Here is a 24,615-nt window from a genome sequence, read left to right on the forward strand (position 1 = left end):
TAATCCCTCCTATACTTCATATTGTGTAAAATCGACATTTTCAATAATCCATCGTTTACGAGGGTCTACTTTATCACCCATAAGCGTCGATACTCTACGTTCAGCTTTAGCCGCATCTTCAATTTGTACTTGTAGTAATGTCCTTGTCTCAGGATTCATCGTTGTATCCCATAACTGATCTGGATTCATCTCGCCTAACCCTTTGTACCGTTGCAACTCATAGTTTTTCCCATATTCTTTCAAATAATTTTGTAATTGTTCATCTGTCCAAGCATAACGGATCGTTTCTAATTTCCCTGACTTTTTAGTAATTTTATAAAGTGGCGGTTGTGCAATATAGATTTTTCCAGCATCAATTAACGGTTTCATATACCGATAGAAAAAAGTAAGTAGTAATACTTGAATATGAGCTCCATCTGTATCCGCATCTGTCATAATAATAATTTTATTGTAATTACTTTCATCCACTTCAAACTCGGAACCGATACCCGCACCAATGGTCGCGATAATAGCACGATACTCATCGTTTTTCAAAATATCAGCGAGTTTAGCTTTTTCTGGATTCATCGGTTTACCTTTTAGCGGTAATATCGCTTGATGTCTTGAATCACGACCTTGTTTGGCAGAACCGCCCGCAGAATCCCCTTCCACAATAAACAATTCGTTACGAGTATAGTCTTTGGATTGAGCTGGAGTAAGTTTTCCGCCTAAATTAGAGCTTTCACTTCTTTTTCTGCCACTCCGAATTTCTTCTCTAGCTTTACGTGCTGCTTCACGTGCTTTCGATGCTTGCATCGCCTTTTTTAAAATAGACTGGGCTGTTTGTGGATTTTCTTCCAAAAATAATTGCATTTTCTCTGATACAACCGCATCTACTGCACTACGCGCCGAAGCACTTCCGAGTTGATCTTTCGTTTGACCGACGAATTCAACTTCCGACATTTTTATATTAATAACAACCATCATACCTTCGCGTAAATCATTTCCTTCCAAATTCTTCTCTTTTTCTTTCAATAATGCTGTTTTACGAGCATAGTCATTCATCACGCGTGTATAAGCTGTTTTGAACCCTGTCTCATGCGTTCCACCGCCCCTAGTTGGGATCGAGTTAACGAATGAAGCTAATGTCTCTGTATAGCCATCATTGTACTGCAAAGCAACTTCCACTTCGATATCATCACGTTCACCGCTATAATGGATTACCTCATGCAATACTGTTTTGGACTCATTCAAAAATTGTACAAACTCACGAGCTCCGCCTTCATAATGAAATACATCATTTTTATCACTGCGTTCATCTTTAATCGTTACTTTTAGTCCAGAATTAAGAAACGCAATTTCTTGTAGTCGTTCTGCGAGCGTATCATAACTAAACGATATTCCTGTCGGAAACACTCGTTTATCTGGTAAAAACGTCACTTTTGTTCCCGTACGATTCGTATTGCCGGTTACTTCTAAAGGAGAAGCAGGCTCACCTACATGCTCCTTACCATCTGCATCAATCCAATATTCAAATCGTTGACGGTGAATTTTGCCATCTCGATAGATTTCGACTTCCAGCCATTCCGATAAAGCGTTCGTTACAGAAGCACCAACCCCATGTAATCCGCCTGATTTCTTATAGCCATTGCCACCGAACTTACCACCAGCATGCAGCATGGTGAACACTACTTGCGGAGTAGGTATCCCCAGTTTATGCATTCCTGTTGGTATACCTCGTCCGTTATCATAAACAGTTATCGAGCCATTCCGATGTAATGTAATATCAATCGCTGAACAAAACTTAGCCAAATGCTCATCGACCGCATTATCGACAATTTCCCATACCAAGTGATGCAAACCAGAGCTACTCGTACTACCAATGTACATTCCAGGTCTTTTGCGAACTGCTGTTAACCCTTCAAGCACTTGTATATCATCAGCATCATATAATTTTGCCTGTTCATCTTGCTGCGAAAACAAATTCAATTGCTCCGACATATGTTCCCCCCGTTCAGAAATACACCTTCCGCTATTTTAAAGCAACAATTCAGATTCGTAAAGCCATCTATCTATAACTTCTTTCCGATACGGAATGGAAAAGGAAGACTGCACATCAGCCTTCCCCTATACACTATTCGTATAAAGCTGCTAACATAATACCCGCTGCTGCCTCATAAATTTCATCTATTTGGGTGAGCGGAAGCGGATTAACTCCTTGACCTAGCTCAATGGTAAAACCAGGTTTCCGCCATTTCATAATAAACCAATCTTTGTAACCTGCTGTACTATCGATGCTACGAATCGGCACATAACCACTAACTCTCGCAAATTCTGCTGCTATCGCTTCTGATTCTGGCGGTTCGAGCTGCTCGAATCCCCAATATATCACTTTTCCTTGCGTATGAAAAGCTAACACATGAACAAACTGATTATCTTCCGTCCATTTTGCTAGTGCTATTACTTCCGGTTCAGTAAGTGGCGCAGTACCTGAATAATCTCTCGGGGCTGGCTGTTGCGGTCCTTTTACGGCATCCTGCTCCCACAAAGCTGGAAATTGCTTATTAAGATCTACACCGCGAATGTTAGCCTTCCAACCATTAAATTGGTTGCTACCATTGTTAATTTTCAGCACATTACTACGATATGGTTCTTCACTTGGCGCACCGTTGATCACTAAATCGACTCCATCAGGATTTACCATTGGTACCAAAGCAAGTGTAGTCTGCAAATAGAAAGGCAACATCGCAAGTCCTCGCAAACTTTTTCCATTCGTTATCGCCAAAGCATATTCATTGAGAAAGCGAAGGACAGTCGGAGCTGTAATCCATTCATTCGCATGGATCGCTGCATTCATCCCTACTTGTTTTTCTCCTTGCCCGATGGAAAGGGCATAGAGTGGTTTTCCCATAACGGAATAACCGATAATTTCTTGTACAATAAACGGATAAATAGCTATTAGCTTCGATAAATCGGCTTGCATCGTTTCGAATGAATAAGGCTTTGACCACGTTATTAATAATTCTGTTACACGGCGAGGCAACAATAACGTTTGCCCAATGGTGAGCGTTTGTGGATTCGTAATCACGTTCAAATGTATTATTTGATCTAGATCAGTATTTGTCTGATTAGTGATGGACCACAATGTATCACCCGCTGCAACTGTATAATAATCTAACCAATAACCTGGTATACGAATAATTTGCCCGATTTGTAAAGCTTCCGTTTGCATATTTGGATTAGAATCAATTAACAATTGTAAAGGTAAATCAAATAATTGACTATACTTCCATAGAGAATCGCCACGTTGCACTACTATATTCAAAGTCATTCTCCTTCCAGCTGCTCATTGTGTAATAGCATATGGTTCGAGCAGACGGCAGGTGTTTAATTACTTATATTTATTCCAATTCGGATCACTGTTTTCTAATAGGTACGCAAAATCATTTTCCTTTTGTTTCTTTTCCGCTTGTTTAGCAGCGAGTTTTTTTTGTTGTTCTAATTCTACCCGTTGTTGTTCTGCTGCTTCTAACTCTTTGGCTTGCAGTTTAAGCTTTTGTAACATCGTATCATCAATCAAATCTTGCATCGTGTGCCCTGATACTTGCTGCTTTGCTTCGTCTACATGCCCACGTTGTTCTCTTCCATTAAAAGTTTTGCTTTTTTTATTTTTTTTCAAAAGATTCACCTCATTTTATGGCTCAAAACCGAAATCAGTGCTTGACCTGTGCTGATGTTGATTGGGTAGCGCAGCATGGAATGTACGATTTTTCGTACAAAGAATGGTCAATTCCAGGCAATGATGACTAATTTATACGATAAATCGTACAAAATTTCGCTATTTGAATGCCGCGCCTTCCTTTATGTACGATTTTTCGTACAATCGGCATCAATTGGAATCAATTTGGAGGCAATTTGTGTGAAAAATCGTATAAATCACTTCCTGTTTCCTGTAAATGTCCGAGCGGTGAGAGACTATCTGCACTTTCACACGTCAAGTAATAATTTTGAGGTAGAGCTCATTATATCTATCATATCGCTCACTATAGAACGTCGTAACGTATAGATAACTGAGCAACAGCCCGTTCAGCATAAGCTCGAGCTTCCTCTACAGATGTGGCACTTGCTAACACAACAGCCATTCTTCTTCCTTTGAGCGTCGATGGTTTTCCAAACAACCTTATATTCGTATCTGGAACAGCTAATGCTTCTGCAACGCCATCTATAGTATACGCTATACTATCTTTTTCTGCTTTAAGTGTGCGAGTAGCACCAGCAGTTACTAATTGTACCGCCGGAATCGGTAATTCTAACATCGCTCTCACATGTAGTGCAAACTCTGATAACTGTTGGGTTACCAAAGTAACCATCCCCGTATCGTGCGGTCTAGGAGATACTTCGCTAAATATAACACCGTCTTTCGTTAAAAACAATTCAACACCATATACACCGTAGCCACCTAATTCGTCTGTAATACGTTTAGCAATATGCTCTGCTTGCTGCAATTGCTTCGCTGACATCTGGTGTGGTTGCCAAGATTCTATGTAATCCCCATCTTTTTGAATATGACCAATCGGCGGGCAGAATGTCGTTCCCGATACCGAACGCACCGTCAATAACGTTATCTCCGATTCAAAAGCAATAAATCCTTCCACAATGACACGTTGATTATAAGCTCGTCCACCTTGCAGCGCATACTCCCAGCAATGTGTTAGTTCTAATTCAGAATAACAAACACTTTGTCCTTTTCCTGACGAGCTCATCAGCGGTTTAATGACACAAGGAAAGCCTACTTCTTCTGCTGCTACTTGTAGTTGTTCCAAACTATCAGCGAATCGGTAAGGAGCAGTTGGCAACTGCAACTGTTCTGCAGCTAATCTACGTATTCCTTCACGATCCATCGTTAAATTAACTGCGCGAGCTACTGGCACAATATGAAACCCTTCTTGCTCTAATTGGACGAGTGTATCCGTTGCTATCGCTTCAATTTCTGGAACAATTATATCGGGCTTTTCTTGCAAAATCAATTGACGCAAAGCATCACCATCTAACATATCGATCACATAACTGCGGTGGGCTACTTGCATCGCCGGAGCATGATCGTATCGATCCACTGCTATCGTTTCGATTCCTAAACGTTGCGCTTCGATAACCGTTTCTTTACCTAATTCACCTGATCCTAACAACATTATTTTCCGTGCATGTTTTTGATTAGCCGCAGTAAATGACATAAAAAATAGAACCTCCCAAAATAATTGTTTTTCCTTTATTTTGGGGGTTCTATTATGAAAATGCAACTATTTCATGCTACTTATATAAATCTAAATTGTGCTTCAATAAGCGTATTGTAATATCCGCCTTTTTCGATTAGCTGCTCATGAGTACCTTGCTCTACAATCACTCCATGATCCAGTACAACTATATCATCGGCATTACGAATAGTAGATAGTCGGTGAGCAATCATAAACGATGTGCGACCTTGTAACAAAGATTTTAACGCTTCTTGAATTTTTAATTCCGTTTCTGTATCAATACTAGCGGTAGCCTCATCTAAAATTAAAATACGCGGATCTGCCAACAATGCTCTAGCAAATGACAGAAGCTGACGCTCACCCATGGATAGAATGCTACCTCTTTCTTCCACTTGCGTATCGTATCCATCAGGCAAACTCATAATAAAATCATGCGCATGGACTGCTTTTGCCGCTTCTACAACTTCTGCATCTGTTGCGTTCAAACGACCGTAACGGATATTATCGCGGATAGAACCGCTAAAAATAAACGTGTCTTGCAGTACTATCCCTACTTGTGAACGTAAACTTTCGATGGTTACATCACGAATATCGATTCCGTCAATTTTCACACTGCCATGCACCGGATCATAGAAACGACATAACAAGTTAATGATTGTACTTTTTCCTGAACCAGTATGACCAACTAACGCTATAGACTGTCCGGCTTGCACATTAATCGTAATATTTTTCAGCGCTTGTCTGCCTGGCTCATATTCAAATATAATATCATCGAATAGAACATCACCACGAATTTGTGGTAGTGGTTGAGCCGTATCTTTTTCAGCAATGTCAGGCTGCTCATCTATGAATTCGAATATACGTTCGGATGATGCCATGGCAATAAGTAATTGTGAATACATTTGACCTAGTCGGTTAATCGGCTCCCAGAAGTTACCCATATAGTTCGCATAACCAACTAAAAACCCTACCGTAATTACATCTGCTGCTATTAAAGATGTGCCGTACCAAAACAAAATACACGTTCCAATCGCAGCTGTTATTTCGATAATTGGACCAAATGCCTGATTAAGTGCTGATGCTTTATTCCATGATTTCAAATTAATCGAGTTCATATGATCAAAGAAACTCATGTTGTTTTTCTCTTGTACATAAGATTGTGTTACTCGCATTCCTTGAATACTTTCATTCAAGTGAGCATTGATTCTTGCTTGTTTAATCCGTACATCTTGCCAGCCAAACCGAATTCGTTTCCGCAGTGCTGATGAGACAAAAAACATCAACGGAACGGTTATCATAACGGCAAGCCCAAGCTTCACGTTCATAAACAATAATATAAAGACGATTCCAAACAATTGGATACAATCCATCAGTAAGTTAACAACACCGTTAGTAAACAAATCCTGCAATGCATTAACATCATTCGTTATTCTAACTAATACCGAACCTGCTGGTCGTTTGTCATAAAAGTTAAAAGATAACCGTTGAATGTGTTGAAATAAATGATTACGCAAATCATAAATAACTTTTTGACCAATAATAGTCGTATGTTTGATTCTATACTTGTTCGTCACCCACTGGATAATATAAAGAGCTAACATCGCCACTCCTAGCCATATGACGAGTTGTTTGTTCTTTCCATCTAGAGCAGTATCAATCGCTATAACAATAATTAGCGGATTGGCTAACCGTGTTAATGTGCCGATGACCATCATTAAAAGAACAGGCATCAATTCTTTACGATATGGTTTCATATAAACGAACAATCGACGCAATTGTGCCCAATTAAATGGTTTTTCTATTTGTTCATCATCCTGATATACAAAGCGCTCATTACGATTATGTGTTTTTGAATTGGATGTTGCACTCATTTATATGCTACTCCTTTTCTGATCCATATGCACGACGTTAGAAGCAGCTGCTTTTTCTTTCTTCTGCTTAAGCAAATAGTCGGCATATTGTATTTCGTACGTATCGCGATATGGTCCTGCCTCGTGAATTAAGTCTGCATGTTTTCCTCGTTGTACAATATGGCCATCATCTAACACAATAATTTCATCCGCATGACGTAAGGAAGATATACGATGGGCAATAATAAACGTCGTCCGCCCTTTCATTAATTCCTTAAACCCGGCTTGAATCTCATGTTCTGTTTCCATATCAACAGCACTCGTCGCATCATCAAGAATCAATATTCGTGGATTAATCAGTAGTGCCCTTGCAATCGCAATACGCTGTTTTTGTCCACCAGATAGCCCCATACCTCGTTCACCAACAAGTGTATTGTAGCCTTCTTGCGATTCCATAATAAAACCATGGGCTTGCGCTAATTTGGCAGCATATTCAATTTGTTCTTGCGTCACATTGCCAGCACCATAAGCAATATTGTCCCGTATCGATGCCGAGAACAAAAACGTTTCTTGAAACACAGTAGCTATAATACTACGCAAGCTGTGTACATCCAAATCGCGGATATCTACACCATCTACTTTGATACTACCTTTTTTCACGTTATAAGCTCTCATCAACAACTGAATAATCGTTGATTTCCCTGCTCCTGTCGGTCCAAGAAATCCAATCACTGAACCTGCCGGCGCTTCGATATTAATATCTGTTACCGCATTCGATTTATCTGGATAATGAAAGGACACATGCTCGAACTGGACATGACCTTTTGCTTGTTCTTTATTTAATACAATAGCGTCAGGCTTATTTTTTACATGTACGTGTTCATTCAACAATGCTAATATTCTTTCACCAGAAGCTTTAAATTGCGTATAGTTATTAATATGAAAACCAAGTTGCCACATCGGGTTGATAATGTACCAAATTAAACTAAAGAATGCTACAAAATCTCCTAGTTTCAATTGATCGTTAATAACTAATAAACCACCTGCGATAAATAATATAACTGCGCTCAAATTGGCTACTAACTCCATAACAGGGAAATATTTTGCCCATATTTTGGCGATTCCAATTTGATTATCTTTGTACGCATCACTTCGTATCGAGAATTTCCCTACTTCATGGTCTTCCCGTGCAAAAGACTTCACTGTCCGAACACCAGTAATGTTTTCTTGAACAGCAGTTGTAAGGTTACTAAATGCTTGTCGCATTTCTCGAAACGCAGGGTGAATCAATTTCTCAAAACGGAGCGCCAAAAATGCAAGAACTGGAATAGTAACCAGTGTTATTAATGTTAACTGCCAGTTCAAGTAAAGCATCATTGCTCCACCAAACACAACCATTAAGACCATGTTCAATATTTGTGCAAAACCAAATCCGATAAACTGCCGAATTCCTTCCAAATCTGCTGTCAATCGTGACATAAGGTCGCCCGTTTTTGCTTTGTCATAATATTGAAATGACAATTGTTGCAATTTGGAATACGCTGAGTTGCGTAATCGATAGGCAACTTTATTCCCTAATCTCCCTCCAAAAAAACCATGCAAAAACTGATTGAGCGCTTTCACAGTTATAACTCCCACTACTACAAGAGCTAAGGTCGGTACTCTTTCAAATTTTTCTGGTCTAATGACTTCTTCAATTAGATAGCTAAGCAAGTTTGGATAAACAAGCCCAAGCGCTGTAGAAATCATTAAAAATACGATTGAAGCGACTAACAGCTTACGCTCAGGCCAATAAAAGGCCTTTAGCTGCCTTAATATGTCCAACCTTATCCATCTCCCCGTCTTCATTATTTTTATATTTCTAACGTTGCCAAGCGAACTCCCTCATCGCTGTAAATTTCGTCCTTAAATTAAAAAGTTCTTCTTGGTATGAATGAATATTATCAGCATCGGGTACGAGGAGCAAATTCGATAATGTTTCGAAATGGTGAACGTTTCATCTTAATATGCCAAATATACAGCAAAATAGCATGAAACCTCTTAAATCGTCCTTTAATGTTGGCTTCTATTCCATTTGCTCTCTTTTTGACTTTATCCTTCACTATAAAAAAAAAACACCCGGACGCCTTCATAAAGAACCGGGTGTATCGAACTGATTATGATATTAATTGATCAGAAAGCGCTATCTACATTAGATGAATAGGAGAATTTTGTAATTTAAAAATTTACTTCTCTACCAGATGATCATCTAACAATGATTGTAATTTTTTGTGTAATATTTCCCACTTTTCTTTTTGTTGCTCATCACGCAGCGTACTGGAAATTCCATGCACATGTTCTTGTATATCTAACTCCAATTTACTTATCGTAACCGCTAATTGTTCTGTCCACATTTTCCGATAAAATGCTTGCCAATCTTCTGTATATATTTTTAACCACTCTGCTACAGCAGGCAAGATGAGCTGTTCTAAGTCAGTGCGTAATTTTGTTTTTCCTTCTCCTTCAAAAAATGCTCTGGGAGATTTGAACATTTGAAAAAGCCATTTTTGTTCAATAACTGGTGCTTGAAAATGACGATTCATCGCAGGCGGACGAATCGAATCAAACGACACAGTAGCTGCTTGATAGTAATCAATAACTCGCTCTATTGGAGCTGTCAATTGATCGTAGTATGCCGTTAATTCTCTTTGCAAATTATTCTCTATCCGTAAACTAGTGGCTTGTAATTCTTGCTCTAATTCACGTTGTATGACCCGTTCTAATTCCAACCATGCTTGCAACAGTGCTTTGCGCAAATCACGCCCATCATCTTGCAATACAGCAGGATTAAACGACAAGTTATAAAACTCACCAAAGCGAAATTGTAGTCGTTGTGCAATATAATAATGCAATTCACTAATATCTTCATTCAATTGTTGCGGTACTGTCTTTTGTCGGTATCCTTCAAACTGCGATTGTAGCTGTTCATAGTTGTTTAGTAGATCAGTTAATTGTTGCTCTCGCTTCGCTTGATCTCCTTGTGTAGCCTGTAGCCAACTTGTGACCATTGCATACACTCGCTGTAATTCTAATGTTGCCGTTTGAAGTGCTAACGTGCCAAGATCATGCTGAACAAACTGTAAGAAGGCTGCTTCAAACTGCGCCATGCCAGATTGTTGCAAAATAGTTTGATTATTCGTTACTTTAGCTTGCAAAGCTTGTAGGCTGGACACAGGAAATAATCGTGGAAAACGTATTTCATGCTGCAACAAATTTTGTTCCACATGAGTTAATACTCCGCTTAATTCTTGTTCATCCGCTGCCAAATCAGCCGCATTAACGATAAAAAACATTTTATCCAACTCAAATTGATCTTTGACTCGCCCTAATTGCTGTAAAAATTGTCGATCTGCTTGGGAAAAAGCATGATTATAATAGGTTACAAACAATACTGCATCTGCATTTTTAATATAATCAAAGGCAACTCCAGTATGACGCGCATTGACAGAATCCGCTCCAGGAGTATCTACTAATATTATGCCTTCGGCAGTTAATGGACAAAGATAGTGAAAATCGATAGATCTAACAAAACAAGAACGCGATTCTTCAGCAACAAAACGTTCATACTGTTCATGATCTACACGCAACTCTTGCCCAAGCCACTGTTCATGCTCTGCAAAACCGATAGATGCCGCTCGCAAAAAGCTGTAGTGCGCACGTCCATTCGCCGCAATCCGATCTGGTGACATTTTTTCTGCCGCAGACAAAATAGTAGCAATCGTAGGCAATGTCGCTTCACTAGCATCTTCCCCTAACAATGCCAAAGAATATCGTAAGTCATCCGCCATCTCTTCTTCTGATTTCATTACAATACGAGCAGAACGATGCGGATACTCTTCCGTAGGTGGCAACAAACGGTTAATAGAAGCTGTCGTCGGATTAGGAGATACCGGCAACACCGCTTCACCTATTAAAGCGTTAGCAAGCGATGACTTCCCTGCACTAAATGCACCAAACAATGCTATCGTAAAATTACTTTGCTGCAATCGATCTGCTTTTTCTCTTAATGTTTGTGTCGCTTGTACAAGTGTTGGCTCTGTACGTATAAAGTCTGCGGCTGTTTGCAGACGTTGTGCCGCTAGACGCTGATTATGTAGCAATGTCCCCTTTGCTTCTGTAGCCTTCCTTATTTGTACCGCAGCATCGCTATCCGAATGTCTTTTTGTTACAGCAGATACATCAATGCCTTTGCTACTTTCGTGTTCGATTGCTTGTTCGAGTTGTTCCTTTATAGTATCCGTTCTGCTTAAATCGCTTTCAGGTAAGCGGGGTAGCGACGGAGCTGTTAATTTGTCCGGTAATAGCTTACTTGTTTGTTCCATCATTTGTTGCTCTGCAAGTTGTAGTTGCTGCAATTGGTTGACGCGAACCATCGTTTCGCCCATCGTCTCTAACTGTTGTTGCAAACTAGCGATCTGCTCATTCACTTGCTCTTGTACATATTCACCAATTTGTTCAATTAGTTGAAACGATTGTTGCTTATAAGTTCTTTTTATATCAGCTGCTAACTCATGACTATAGGTCATCGTATATTCGTTACCCATAATCGCACCTTGTTTCACTCGGCTTTCTAACCAGCTTTCATTTGGCAAAAACGAAATTGCTTGCTCTAGCGACTGTTCGAAGAAGACTTGTTGTTCCGCTATATCATTTACTGCAATCATTTCTTTACGTAACAACTGTTTGACATGCCACTGGATCGACGCTTGAATTAACTTGTGTAGCTCTTCTAGCACATTTGAAGCACGTTTCGCTTTTTCAGTAGCTGTTTTCGCTCCAGCAAACAAAAAACCACTTTTAAACCCGGATTGCCGACTAACTAAAAACGAATGAATCTGCTCTCGCAAACTAGCTGGTGTAATATTAGCATTATCTAGTATATTTTCCACTTGTTCACGAAGCTGTTGCATTTTTCTAAGTGGTTGTTCCAACAACTCTCGTTTCTGCTCTTCCAATTGAGCTAGCTGTAGCTGCGCTGTAGTTGCCGCCTCTTCCCCGCCAATCGCTACAAGCAACTTCTCATACTGATCACTGTTATTTAGCTTTATGAGGGCATTGTGCTGCTCTACAACGTGATGTAAAGATGCAACGACGCTATACGCACATAATGATTGACGTTGCGTTGCAAGTTGCTCCATTATCGCTACCAACTTCTTATACTCGTTCAATGGATGATCTGGGTAACGTAACGATAAATATAAAATACCGGCAGGCTCTAAATGCCACATTTGAAAAGCATCACTAACACTTTTTCGATAAGTAGCAAAACTTATTTCTTGTTCACGATGTTTATCTACTTGATTAACGATAAAGTAAAGTGGCTTGCCCCAATCTTTTAACTGCTTGGCAAATGTAAAATTGATTTCTGATTGCACATGATTATAATCCATCACATAAAAAACAACATCCGCCAAATGTAAGGCTGATTCCGTAGCCATACGGTGAGCATCATCTGTCGAATCTATTCCTGGTGTATCTAACAACATAATATGATCACCTAATAGCTCGCTAGGATATTGAATAGAAATGGACGCAATCGCTTCTCCATCTAGACAATATTGCTCTAACTCGTCAATAGGCACTTCGTTTTTTACTAATTCCCCGGCTTGCTTCTGTTCAACAAAAGCAATCGCTTTACTTCCACCACTAATTTGTACCACGTTAGCACTCGTTGGTATCGGGCTAGAAGGTAACAATTTTGCACCGCACAATGTATTTATTAACGTAGACTTTCCAGCTGAGAAATGCCCACATAAAGCAACAGTAAGCCGATCATCGATCAGCTTACTGCTCAGTTGCTGGATTTGTCGGCTGTGTTTAAAATCTTGCCGATTTTCCATTGCTGCGGTGATATCGTATAACGCTTGCGCTATGCTCTGCACCGTCATTACAGTCATTCCTTTTCTATATCTATACTATTTCTCTTATCGATCTTATTGTTCTATAATTTCATCCGTAGGATCTGCTGGCATACAAATTTCGAACACATTGCCATGTTGTAAAATCATAATTCCTCGTTCTTTTTCGCGCATAACAACTACTTCTGGTCTACTACGCATTCTATCGATATATTGCTCAGGCACTTCGCCAGATCCACTGACGGTAATACCTTGGACCGTTATATCTTCATTTTCTTGCGGCGGCGCCCCTAATACCTCTTCGTAAATATCCGAAAAAGCTTCAAAATCTTTTGTGTATACAGAAATACATTTTCTCATCTTCTCATCCCTCATTCAACAGTATAGGATTGCAAGATAGATCGCCATGAGCTTTGTAAAACAGTCGCCTACAGGCATATTACTGCCAATGAAACACAACTATCCTTCCGAGCTTAGGCAAGCTTACCTCGCTGTTTCGGTTTAACTGGGTTTTTCATCCGCTGCTTACCTTCTTTGCACAGTTCCAATAACGGGCAAAGCGGACACTGTGGATTTTGCGCCTTGCAGTGATAACGTCCAAAAAAGATAAGTCGATGGTGCGTCATTGTCCATTCTTCACGAGGAACTAATTTCATTAATTTTTGCTCTACTTGCAATACCGTATCATCAGGTTTAGCAAGCGCCAATCGCTTAGATACTCTGTCCACGTGTGTGTCTACCGCAATAGCTGGTACTCCAAATGCTATAGACATTACAACGTTAGCTGTTTTGCGACCAACTCCAGGTAACTCAATTAATCCCTCATACGTGTTTGGTACTTCTCCATCGTATTTATCAATCAAAATCCGACATAGTTTCTGAATGTTTGAGGCTTTACTACGAAATAAACCAATTCGCCTAATATCTTGTTCCAGCTCATCAAGCGGCACTGCCAAATAATCTTCCGGTCGTTTGTACTTTTGAAACAACGTAGCTGTTACTTTATTTACTGTTTCATCGGTACATTGGGCTGATAACAATACAGCAATAGTAAGCTCAAACGGATTCTGATGAACAAGCTCGCAGTGTGCATCAGGAAACATCTCTGCTAACTGATCCAAAATAATGCGCGTTTTTTGCTTAGCATTCATTTCTATTCTCTCCTCAAAAATATACAGTGTTCTCTAAATCTGTTATTTTAATTCCCCGAACCACTACAATAGCAAACCAATAAACTACTATCGTTCAAAGTGTAGCGAAAAACATCACTATAATCAACATGAATTTATAAATTTTAATATAAAAAAACTGCTCTTACGAGCAGTTTTCACAGAAAGTTAATGATAGATCATAACAAAGCAATTAATTACCACTATCTATTGACTGCATTTTCAACATTTCATTACCAATAAATGTCGTATTTACTGTTTCACCAACTTTGAAACGATTTAATGCTAATTTCAAACCTGTTGATCCTAGCAGCTCAGCTTTATTGATAGATTGCGTAAAGGTCGTATTTTGATTTGTCCGGAAAGTTACTTTATTATTGGCTAAATCAATATTAGTAATTTGCATTTGCTCCGTAGCCTGTACACGTACATTCATAATTTGTAATTGTCCCATATTCATACCTACCGAAATAGTATCACCTTGACGCAGATCTGCAATAGTCGCATTAGAAATTCCACGCTTCTCAATTGGCATCGCCATATTTCCGTAAGAGGCATAAGGCAGCTTGACCGTTGCACCTTCCGCTAATTTGAACGTTAATGTCTTATCAACCGTATTACGCTCTACAACTGTGCCTGTATACTCTGTTACAAAAGACATCGAAATAATTTTATCGGAAGTATAGCTAACTTTTACGTTCACATTTGTATTTAACATTTGCAAAGCATTTGCTTTGTCCAGCTTCGTTCCATTCATATCAAAACGAGTATCTGCTGTAAAAGCTAACGTTTTAGCATTTTTATCAAACGCATCTGTCAAAATAATATAATTCGGCAAATCTTTATTAAAAAAGGCTTTTACACCCGCTAAAACTTCTACCGAACGATTTTCCACTTTAATTTTAGTTACTTGACCATCTTCATTAATACTTAACTGTACAACGTCACCAGCTGCGTTTCCATCCGCATCACCTTCAACTACAAGTTGCTCGATAGAGGCATCAAGCATACCATTAATTTCAACTGCAACATGAGGTGCCAAATAATACGTATCTAGCTTACCAGTTGTGTTAGTCGTTGTCGTTTGCGAAATAGTAACTAACTTGTTGCTTTTACTCATTAATTTCCCGCTAACTGTAGATACGATTGGTGCAGAAGAAACAACAATTTTGATCGTTTGAGGGGTGCTGCGGAACTTATCACGTAATACCGTTACTTCTCGATCACGTTTTAAGTCTGCCAATTGCAACACTTTTCCATCTGCTGATTCAATAATTACTTGATCATTCGTCAAAAACCCTTCTGGCTTACCATTCACTAATAAATACAGCATTTTCTCTTCGTTATTGTAAAGAACAACTGTACCTACCACGGATTCAACTTTCTTTTCGACACCCATCACTTCAACATATTTAGCTACGCCATTTTCTGCAATAACAAGTGCATCTCCATACTCAATTAACTCTTGTTTGCGCATAGAATTTTCTGTTTGAAAATGATAGTAAGCTGTTTGATCATTCAATTGATACGTCGTTTCTTTGCCATCCACATATAAAGCTACTTCTTTATCTGTCAATTTCGATACAATTCCAGTGGATTGACCTTCATAATTTACTTCTATTTGATGTTGGGCACGACTGAGCAAAGTAGCTAAACTAGCACGATTGATTGGATCTTTCGGCTCGAATGACGTTCCTTTACTATTCGTAATTCCTTTAATTAAATCCATTTGTGTTGCCGCGTTTACATAGCCAACATATTTGGAATCGATCGCATCAGCATCTCTAAAGGAAGACTCGCTATTCTGCAATCTTTTCGCTGCTTCTTCTTCCCCAATCGCTCTAACAATCAGTTTCGTTACCCATTCACGAGTAGCTGGTTTCGTCCCCCAGTTATTTGCTTTATCTTCGCCTGCGAGGGAATACTCTTGCTCTTTGTCAAGAAACTGTTTGTCAAATGCTAATTGAATGTACGGCTTTGCATACTTCGTTACTTGGAAAGATTCATCGAATGTAATATCAGTTGAACTATCTAAGTCTTTTTCTAATCCTGCAAAACGAAGTGCCATAACTACCGCTTCTTCTTGCGATACACTTTGGTTAGGTTTAAAGGAATACGTCGCTGTTTTTTCATCATAATATCCATTTATGATTCGTTGCAATGATAACTTGGCAATATGTTTTTCAGCCCATAACCCAGCCTTCACATCTTTAAAAATCGTCGCTGCTTGGTTCACTACTTCGGCGTGTACAGCAGAGGATGATAGTGGTGCTAACGTTGGGATCCCCCCCATTAATAACGTAGCTGCTGCTACACTCACTATTGTTTTTTTCATATGACGATGCAATTTCATGCAACATATCTCCTTTTTAAATCTATATAATATTTTCTATTGTGATTCTTTCTTGAGCGGATAGTCAAGCTCTATATGTCCCATTAAACTTTCTACTTGTTCTCCATCAACTAAAAGTTCAATTTCTTGCACGACTTCCAATTGAAATAATGTTTTCGTTAATACTTCAATAAATTGTTGCTCTCCCATTGCTCCTAATTTAGCTTCGCTCGGAATAGCAATATCAAGCTTCACCCGATTTTGATCTAATTGAACAGAATGAACAATAATCTTTTTCCACGGAGAAACAGAGTCCTCATTGGGTTCTGCTTGTAGCGCTTGTAACGTTGCTTCTACCAACTCTTGCTCCGTCTTATAGGTGATTTTCTCTGTACGTTCGACTAACTCCTCACCGTTCAAGTCAACACCATAGATGACTATTTCTTGTTCTTCTGTTTTTTCTTCTGACAATTCATTCGAAGGATCTGGCGTTGCGCTGCCACCTACAGGTTGTTTATTTGCACCACAGCCCGCTAGTAATAGTACCATCAATGCAGCCACCAGTATAGGCAACATCCTCAGTCGGTTATTGTAGTTTCTCATGCTCGCACCCCTTATCCTAATTCAGCTTTAAATATTCTTTTACACCTAGCGCTAATTGTGCAGCAATTTTTTGTTGATTTTCAGAGTTATAAAGTACATCGGCATCATGTTGATTAGAGACAAAACCTGATTCTAAAAGAATAGCTGGCATCGTCGTTTCTTTGATTACAAGGAAACCTGCTTTTTTCACTTTTCGATCAGCGAGTCCTGTTCCAGCCAACAAATACTTTTGCATCACGTTCGCAAGTTCCTTGCTTCGCTCATGATAATAATACGTTTCACTACCATTAGCAGAACTTGCTGTATGGCTATTGACATGAACAGAAATAAAGAGGTCAGCTTTCATTCGGTGAGCAAAAGCTACTCGTTCACGCAGCTCTACCTTTTTATCTTCTGGACGAGATAATTGAACATTGATTCGACCGTCTTGATCCAAAATTTGTTTCATAAGCAGCGTCACATTATAATTAAAATCTTTTTCTAATCGTTTTTTACTACTGTCGCTCGCACCTGGATCAGTACCACCATGCCCTGCATCCAAAACAACCGTATATACTTGTCCACCTGTTATTGGTGGTAGTTCCTCTTCTGGCTGAGGCTCGGTTGGTAATTGCTCATTAGGATCAACTTCTGAATTATTACCTGGGATCTCTTCACCTATGGCAGCAAATTGAATAAACAATTGGTTATTTGCTTGAGTCACCGCATATTGTGTTTGATTAGGATGAATATCAGCAACAACTCGCGCCATTAACGGTTTTTCTTGAAACTGAGAGTGGCGATAACCTTGAATATATGGGTTACTATCCAATTTTACAGTATTAGCCGCCTTCATACTATAATTAGTACCAGCCATATCAATAATTAATCGATCTGCACTATTATCTGTCCCTTTCAAATACGATGTTTTCGGTGAAAGTTTTCCCGTATAAGAAATAACTAACAACGAATTATTTTCCCATGCAATCGAAGAAATGGTACTTGCGGCATTCTCTACGGATTGACCAGGATCTGGTTTCGTTTCTACTTCTGGTGGAGATGGTTTTGGAGCAGTTTCACTCGTTATATGTACTTCACGACTTTTTTGATCCCACTTAAATGATAAACCCATAATTTCTCCAATAAAACGAAGTGGCACCATTGTTTTTTCTTTGTGCAGTCTTGGCGGTATCGTCACTTTCTGTACTTCACCATTTACTAGCACATCTTGCTTATTAATGATAAGTTTGATCGTTTTGTCATGCTTAATCACTGTTGCCTGCTTTAACTTATTATCCCATTTCACTTGATAGCCAAGTTCTTTTGACAAAATCGCAAGTGGTACAAGTGTTGCGGTTTTCTCAATATAAGGCTCTACTTCTGAATGAATTCGTTCCCCATTCAAAAACAATTTAGGATTTGGCTTGGCAACGGTGGCAGCATGTCCATAATCTGCAATTACAAAAAACAGTAGACAAGTAAGTAGCATCAATAAATTTTTTTTCATTTTGCACCTCGAATGATGTATTGCCCCTATGCATGCGCCAATTGACATGCCCAGACATATAAATAGACGCTTTTTGTCTAAAAAGGTTGCGGCAATAATTGGATTTTTAAATAATTGTGTCGGTTTACGAAATTCATCTACTAATAATGAACATTTACTCAGAGGAATAAAAAAGGATGTTTTTCGCTTTACTTATACGCGAAAAACATCCTTTCATCCATATTATTGATTAGCTAGACGAGCAGCTTGTGCTGCTTCATAAGCTGTAATTTTATCTTCATGTTGTAGTGTAAGACCGATATCATCAAGACCCTGCAACAAAAATTGGCGACGATGTTCATCCAAGTCAAAATCAATCACTAGTCCATGATCGTCCGTCAATTGCTTTTTCTCCAAATCAACGTGCAATTGGTATCCTTCGTGTGTAGCTGTTCGTTGAAACAAATCTTCTACTTGTTCTTCGCTCAGTTTGATTGGCAAAATTCCGTTTTTAAAACAGTTGTTATAAAATATATCTGCGTATGATGGCGCAATGATAACTTTATATCCATAATCCAAAATTGCCCATGGTGCGTGTTCACGAGAAGAACCACAACCGAAGTTAGCACGAGATAAAAGCACAGATGCTCCTTCATAGCGAGACTTGTTAGGTTCAAACTCTTTATTCACTTCACCATTTTCATGAAAACGCCATTCATAAAACAAAAACTGACCAAATCCACTACGTTCAATACGTTTCAAAAATTGTTTAGGTATAATAGCATCGGTATCAACGTTCACACGATCAACTGGTGCAACGATGCCTGAATGTTGCTGAAATTCTTCCATTATATTCGTTCCCCTTTCTTAATTAGCTTGTTTAACTTCCCAATTCCGCACATCTGTAAAGCGACCGTTAATAGCTGCCGCTACTGCCATTGCAGGTGAAACAAGATGCGTTCTACCACCGCGTCCTTGACGTCCTTCAAAGTTACGATTTGACGTGGAAGCACAACGTTGACCCGGCTCCAATACGTCAGGATTCATCGCTAGACACATAGAGCAACCTGCATCACGCCATTCAAATCCAGCTTCTGTAAACACTTTGTCCAAACCTTCTTTTTCTGCTTGCAGCTTCACTCGTCCAGAACCTGGAACAACGATAGCTGTTACTTTTTCACTTACTTTGTAGCCACGAGCAATTTCTGCTGCTGCACGTAAGTCTTCAATACGACCGTTTGTACAAGAACCGATAAATACATAATCGATTTCAATATCAGTCATTGGAGTACCTGGCTGTAAATCCATATATTCAAGCGCTTTTTCAGCTGCTTTACGATCATTTTCTGTAGGCAAATCTGCTGGATTAGGAACTTTTGCAGTAATATCTGTTCCCATCCCTGGGCTAGTTCCCCAAGTCACTTGTGGAATCAATGCATCCACATCAAAGGTAACAACTTTATCGAATTGTGCCCCTTCGTCTGTGCGAAGTTGCTTCCATTTTTCTACAGACTCTTCAAAAGATGCTGGTGCATACTCACGTCCACGCAAATATTCAAAAGTTGTTTCGTCAGGAGCGATCATACCAGCACGAGCTCCCGCTTCGATAGACATATTACATACTGTCATTCGCTCTTCCATTGTTAAGCTAGTAATTGACTCACCCGTAAATTCAATAACGTATCCCGTAGCGAAGTCTGTACCATACTGTGAAATAACACCTAAAATCATATCTTTAGCTGTTACGCCTGGACGACGCTTACCTTCGAAGCGAACTTCCATCGTTTTCGCCTTAGACTGTTGCAAACATTGTGTAGCCAATACGTGCTCAACTTCACTCGTTCCGATACCAAATGCCAATGCTCCAAAAGCACCGTGTGTAGAGGTATGACTATCACCACATACGATTGTTTTACCTGGGTGTGTTAGACCAAGTTCAGGTCCCATAACATGAACAACACCTTGATCGATATTATCTAGATCGAACAATTTAACGCCGAAATCAGCACAGTTTTGTGTTAATGTGTCGATTTGTTGTTTCGAAATTGGATCTTTAATGTTAAATCTGTCTTTAGTCGGTACGTTGTGATCCATCGTAGCAAATGTTAAATCAGGTCGTCTTACTTTACGTCCAGACAAGCGCAAACCTTCGAATGCTTGTGGAGATGTTACCTCGTGAACAAGCTGTAAATCGATATAAATAACGCTAGGTTTACCTTCTTCTTGATGAATGACGTGATTGTCCCAAATTTTTTCAAACATTGTCTTTTTTGTCATAATAATTCACCCCATCGTTTCTTTCAGTTCTTACTTCTACGAATAATATTAACTTTATACATCATAACATGACAATCTTCATAGAGCCAAGATATAATATCTATAGCGTTTATAAGAATTAACTATAAGGCGCCGATCAATAATTGATGTTATAAGGAGTTGTAAATATATGGAATTTCGTCAATTACAGTATGTATTACAAATTGCCAAAGAACAAAACTTTTCACGGGCGGCGGAGAAGCTACATATTGCTCAACCTTCTCTTAGTCAGCAATTGTCCAAATTAGAACAAGAACTTGGTTTATTACTATTTAGACGAACGACTAATTCTGTCGAAGTTACACCAGCTGGTCAAGTGTTTATCGAACGAGCGCAGCATATTATGGATGCCGTCGAGCAATTAAAGCAAGAAATGGATGATTTGGCTCAAATGAAGCGCGGACGGCTCGTCATAGGCACTCTTCCGATTACCGGCTCCCACGTATTACCGTTAGTGCTACCTGCTTTCGGCAAAAAGTATCCGCAAATTGAAGTAGTGCTAGTCGAAGAAACAACAGCGAAGTTAGAACAGTTAACGATTAGTGGTGGAACAGATATTAGTTTTCTCTCCCTTCCTTTAATAGACAACACTTTAGAGTGGAGCCCTTTTTTGGAGGAAGAAATTTGGCTTGCCGTTCCAAAATCACATAAGCTAGCCAATTATAAGCAGCCAGTAGCGTTAGAAATGTTACAGGATGAACCTTTTATTGGTTTAAAACGAGGTCAAGGTTTTCGCCAAATTACAGTCGACTTATGCGTGAAGGCCGGCTTTACACCAAAAATTGTATTTGAAAGCAGCAATATCGAAACGATCCAATCGCTCGTCGGTGGTGGCATGGGAATCGCCTTTGTTCCTCAAATGTTAGCAAGAGCCGCTCGCTCTGAATTTGCACCTGTTTATTTACCACTGCAATCTAAACCAACTCGAACATTAATAATAGCTAGTCGAAAAGGGAGATATGTATCCAAAGCGGCGGAAGCTTTTATTCAAACGTTACATGAAACGATGCAATTACAACAGAACGAAACATAAATCAATTTATAAATAAATGTTTAGTCTATTCCTCAATTTTATATATTTCAGGACGACGATCTTGAAAAACAGGAATTTTTGCACGAACGTCATCAACTAAGTGTAGATCGATTTCGGCATACAAGATCGTCTCCTCTTCACTAGCTTCGGCGATAACTTCTCCCCAAGGGTCAATGACAAGCGAATGACCAAAAAAGTGAGTATTGTCACTAACTCCTGATCGATTACAAGCAATAACATACATTTGGTTTTCAATCGCTCTTGCCATCAATAACGTACGCCAATGATGTAACCTCGGATGTGGCCACTGTGCTGGAACGAACATCATCTTCGCTCCACTAATTGCCAGCTTACGTGACAATTCAGGAAAACGAGTATCATAACAAATAATCGAACCTGCTGTCGTTTCTTCTACAGAAAACAAGCTAGTATCATTTCCTGGTGTCAAATGTTTCTCCTCATTCATTAGACGAAACAAGTGTACTTTACTGTAATTTGCTATTTGCGCTCCTGTTGGATCGTAAACATAAGTAGTGTTTAGCACTTGATCTTCTTTTAATTCTGCAACAGAACCACCAACGATATATACATCATGTTGTTTGCTCAATTGTGCCAAAAACTGCTTCGTACGATGTCCATCTTGGTCAGCTAATTGTTTAATTTGATCGAGTTGAAACCCCGTATTCCACAATTCAGGTAATATTATAACTTTGATGGTAGGTTGTTCTTGTTTTGCTTGCGAAATCAGGTGTGCTGCTTGTTCATAATTCCGCTCTACGTCTCCAATAAAAACATCCATTTGAAGTAATGCCACTTGTAGTTTACTTGCCATAATCACTGCTTCCTTCCTACACTTGTATTATTTCTCTTATCATAACTGCTCATGGTTTACTGTCAAGCAGGGAATCGTATTAGAAGAGATAGCCGTTCACCACTAATAAAAACAAAGGAGCTTGATTATGCAACAGTTAAAATCGACAATCCGGACTCTTGTCTGTATCTTTATGCTTAGTTCCATTATTATCTCCAACGTTCCAGCAGTCAGCTTTGCTTCCGATCAAACTGCCACCAGTCAGATTCAAGTGTTTGATATTAAACAAGAAAAAATAGTACTACAGGTGGAAAATAACAAACGATTTCAAAAATATGCTAATAAAATAATAAAAAAAATGGACACTTTAGCTCCCCAATTACAAATCTCGACAGATTGCACTCATATTATAAAACTGCCGTTACTGGAGCCACGCGAAATAAAATTAAAAGATCAAGTTATAGTTGCTCATGAATTGTTTATTTTCAATTGTGAGAATGAAGAGCCATTAGTACTTGTTTTTAGCGAACAACGAAAACCATTTTTATTTCAATGTGATACCAATGCAAAAAAATTAATGAAGATGATCGAAAAAGCTGCTTAATCGCTGCTTTAAAAATCTGGCTTCTCAATCATACACAAACATGTTAAAGTAAACTAAAAACCTATGTTTAATGTGAATAATGGTTGAGGAGCAATGCAAGATGAAGACAGATTATACTTTTTCTATACAAGCTGCAGAACGACTGCAACAATTACCAACTCAATTTTTTTCAAAATTAGTCGCCAAAGCTAATGCGCAAATTGCTAAAGGGCATGATGTGATTAATTTAGGGCAAGGTAATCCTGATCAACCAACACCAGAGCATATTGTGAAACAACTACAGCAAGCTGCTACTAATCCGTTATATCACAAATATCCCCCATTTAGCGGCTATTCCTTTCTAAAGGAAGCCATCGCCAACCGCTATTTGCAAGATCATGGCGTTTCGTTAGATGCGAATACGGAAGTGGCTATTTTATTTGGCGGAAAAACAGGGTTGGTAGAAATTAGCCAATGTTTATTGAATCCTGATGACATTTGTCTAGTCCCTGATCCCGGCTATCCTGATTATTGGTCAGGCGTAGCACTGGCGGGAGCAGAAATGTCATTTATGCCACTACTATCCGAAAACGGCTTTTTACCCGATCTACAAGCTATTGAACCTGCTATTGCAGAGCGAGCAAAGTTGATGTTTTTAAATTATCCTAACAATCCAACCGGCGCCATTGCAGATGTAGCGTTTTATGAGCAAGTCATTCAGTTTGCCAAACAACATAACATCGTCATCGCCAGTGACTTCGCTTATGGTGCCATTGGCTTTGATGGTAATTTGCCCATAAGTTTTTTAAGTATTCCAGGTGCAAAAGAAGTTGGCGTTGAATTTTATACATTATCCAAAACATATAACATGGCTGGCTGGCGAGTGGGCTTTGCACTCGGTAACGCCAAAGTAATCGAAATGATTAATCTTATGCAAGACCATTACTATTGTAGTTTATTTGGTGGTATCCAAGAAGCTGCCGCTATCGCACTCGGCGATAATCAACAATCGGTTGTACAATTAAGAAACATGTATGAAAACCGTCGGCATGCTTTGTTCCAAGCACTTGATCGAATTGGCTGGCAATCAACACAACCACAAGGCTCATTTTTCTGTTGGTTAAAAGTACCTGCCCCCTACACTTCCGAGCAGTTTGCAGATTTACTATTGGAGCAAGCTAATGTTGTTGTTGCACCAGGCATTGGTTTTGGACAATATGGCGAAGGATATGTTCGTATTGCTTTGTTAGCTAGTGAAGAGCGACTGATCGAAGCGATAGATCGGATTGGAAAATTGCAGCTCTTTTAAAATTTTCCACCATCTT

18 protein-coding genes are annotated in these 24,615 nt (G+C 39.2%); 3 read left to right on the forward strand and 15 right to left on the reverse strand.

Annotated features, from left to right (window positions below; translation table 11 throughout):
* Positions 1-9: 9 nt before the first annotated feature.
* The 14 genes from parE to leuC form a co-directional block, all read right to left on the reverse strand.
* Entirely contained in the window at positions 10-1,980 is a 1,971-nt protein-coding gene (gene parE / locus ACFSTH_RS03975) for a DNA topoisomerase IV subunit B (RefSeq protein ID WP_377771523.1), read from the reverse strand.
* A gap of 133 nt (positions 1,981-2,113) precedes the next feature.
* Positions 2,114-3,304 carry a M14 family metallopeptidase gene (locus ACFSTH_RS03980; protein ID WP_377771525.1) on the reverse strand — a complete coding sequence of 397 codons (1,191 nt, stop codon included), beginning with the start codon at positions 3,302-3,304 and terminating at the stop codon, positions 2,114-2,116.
* A gap of 66 nt (positions 3,305-3,370) precedes the next feature.
* Positions 3,371-3,658, reverse strand: coding sequence for a YqkE family protein (locus tag ACFSTH_RS03985; RefSeq protein ID WP_377771527.1), 288 nt, complete (start codon positions 3,656-3,658; stop codon positions 3,371-3,373).
* 364 nt (positions 3,659-4,022) lie between these two features.
* The gene (purT, locus tag ACFSTH_RS03990; protein WP_377771529.1) at positions 4,023-5,210 is read right to left on the reverse strand and encodes a formate-dependent phosphoribosylglycinamide formyltransferase; all 1,188 of its coding nucleotides are present in this window, start codon (positions 5,208-5,210) and stop codon (positions 4,023-4,025) included.
* A gap of 80 nt (positions 5,211-5,290) precedes the next feature.
* Positions 5,291-7,102, reverse strand: coding sequence for an ABC transporter ATP-binding protein (locus tag ACFSTH_RS03995; protein ID WP_377771531.1), 1,812 nt, complete (start codon positions 7,100-7,102; stop codon positions 5,291-5,293).
* Positions 7,103-8,905, reverse strand: coding sequence for an ABC transporter ATP-binding protein (locus tag ACFSTH_RS04000; RefSeq protein ID WP_377771533.1), 1,803 nt, complete (start codon positions 8,903-8,905; stop codon positions 7,103-7,105).
* 401 nt (positions 8,906-9,306) lie between these two features.
* On the reverse strand, positions 9,307-13,008 hold the full coding sequence (locus tag ACFSTH_RS04005; protein WP_377771535.1) for a dynamin family protein: 3,702 nt from the start codon (positions 13,006-13,008) through the stop codon (positions 9,307-9,309).
* A gap of 45 nt (positions 13,009-13,053) precedes the next feature.
* On the reverse strand, positions 13,054-13,338 hold the full coding sequence (locus ACFSTH_RS04010; protein WP_377771537.1) for an NAD/NADP transhydrogenase alpha subunit: 285 nt from the start codon (positions 13,336-13,338) through the stop codon (positions 13,054-13,056).
* A gap of 113 nt (positions 13,339-13,451) precedes the next feature.
* Positions 13,452-14,129: an endonuclease III gene (gene nth, locus ACFSTH_RS04015; RefSeq protein ID WP_377771539.1), complete on the reverse strand. Its 678-nt coding sequence runs from the start codon at positions 14,127-14,129 to the stop codon at positions 13,452-13,454.
* Positions 14,130-14,340: 211 nt separating this feature from the next.
* Positions 14,341-16,500: an S-layer homology domain-containing protein gene (locus tag ACFSTH_RS04020; protein WP_377771541.1), complete on the reverse strand. Its 2,160-nt coding sequence runs from the start codon at positions 16,498-16,500 to the stop codon at positions 14,341-14,343.
* Between the two features lie 36 nt (positions 16,501-16,536).
* Positions 16,537-17,082 (reverse strand): GerMN domain-containing protein, encoded by a 546-nt coding sequence (locus ACFSTH_RS04025; RefSeq protein ID WP_377771543.1) that lies wholly within the window; start codon positions 17,080-17,082, stop codon positions 16,537-16,539.
* Between the two features lie 16 nt (positions 17,083-17,098).
* Positions 17,099-18,568, reverse strand: a complete 1,470-nt coding sequence (locus ACFSTH_RS04030) for an N-acetylmuramoyl-L-alanine amidase (protein ID WP_377771548.1) — start codon at positions 18,566-18,568, stop codon at positions 17,099-17,101.
* Between the two features lie 222 nt (positions 18,569-18,790).
* Complete coding sequence (gene leuD, locus ACFSTH_RS04035) at positions 18,791-19,396, reverse strand: 3-isopropylmalate dehydratase small subunit (protein WP_377771549.1); 606 nt, start codon at positions 19,394-19,396, stop codon at positions 18,791-18,793.
* Between the two features lie 18 nt (positions 19,397-19,414).
* Entirely contained in the window at positions 19,415-20,824 is a 1,410-nt protein-coding gene (leuC, locus tag ACFSTH_RS04040; RefSeq protein ID WP_377771551.1) for a 3-isopropylmalate dehydratase large subunit, read from the reverse strand.
* Between the two features lie 169 nt (positions 20,825-20,993).
* Between leuC and ACFSTH_RS04045 the strand changes: the two genes are divergently transcribed.
* Positions 20,994-21,896, forward strand: coding sequence for a LysR family transcriptional regulator (locus ACFSTH_RS04045; RefSeq protein WP_377771553.1), 903 nt, complete (start codon positions 20,994-20,996; stop codon positions 21,894-21,896).
* A 25-nt stretch (positions 21,897-21,921) separates the two neighbouring features.
* On the opposite strand, the gene ACFSTH_RS04050 is transcribed toward ACFSTH_RS04045, so the two are convergent.
* Positions 21,922-22,728 carry a carbon-nitrogen family hydrolase gene (locus tag ACFSTH_RS04050; protein ID WP_377771555.1) on the reverse strand — a complete coding sequence of 269 codons (807 nt, stop codon included), beginning with the start codon at positions 22,726-22,728 and terminating at the stop codon, positions 21,922-21,924.
* A gap of 127 nt (positions 22,729-22,855) precedes the next feature.
* Between ACFSTH_RS04050 and ACFSTH_RS04055 the strand changes: the two genes are divergently transcribed.
* Both ACFSTH_RS04055 and ACFSTH_RS04060 read left to right on the forward strand, forming a co-directional pair.
* Positions 22,856-23,311: a hypothetical protein gene (locus tag ACFSTH_RS04055; protein WP_377771557.1), complete on the forward strand. Its 456-nt coding sequence runs from the start codon at positions 22,856-22,858 to the stop codon at positions 23,309-23,311.
* A 100-nt stretch (positions 23,312-23,411) separates the two neighbouring features.
* The gene (locus tag ACFSTH_RS04060) at positions 23,412-24,599 is read left to right on the forward strand and encodes a pyridoxal phosphate-dependent aminotransferase (protein ID WP_377771559.1); all 1,188 of its coding nucleotides are present in this window, start codon (positions 23,412-23,414) and stop codon (positions 24,597-24,599) included.
* The last annotated feature ends 16 nt before the right edge of the window (positions 24,600-24,615 follow it).

The organism is Paenibacillus yanchengensis (genome assembly GCF_042684845.1).
GTDB lineage: Bacteria > Bacillota > Bacilli > Paenibacillales > Paenibacillaceae > Pristimantibacillus > Pristimantibacillus yanchengensis.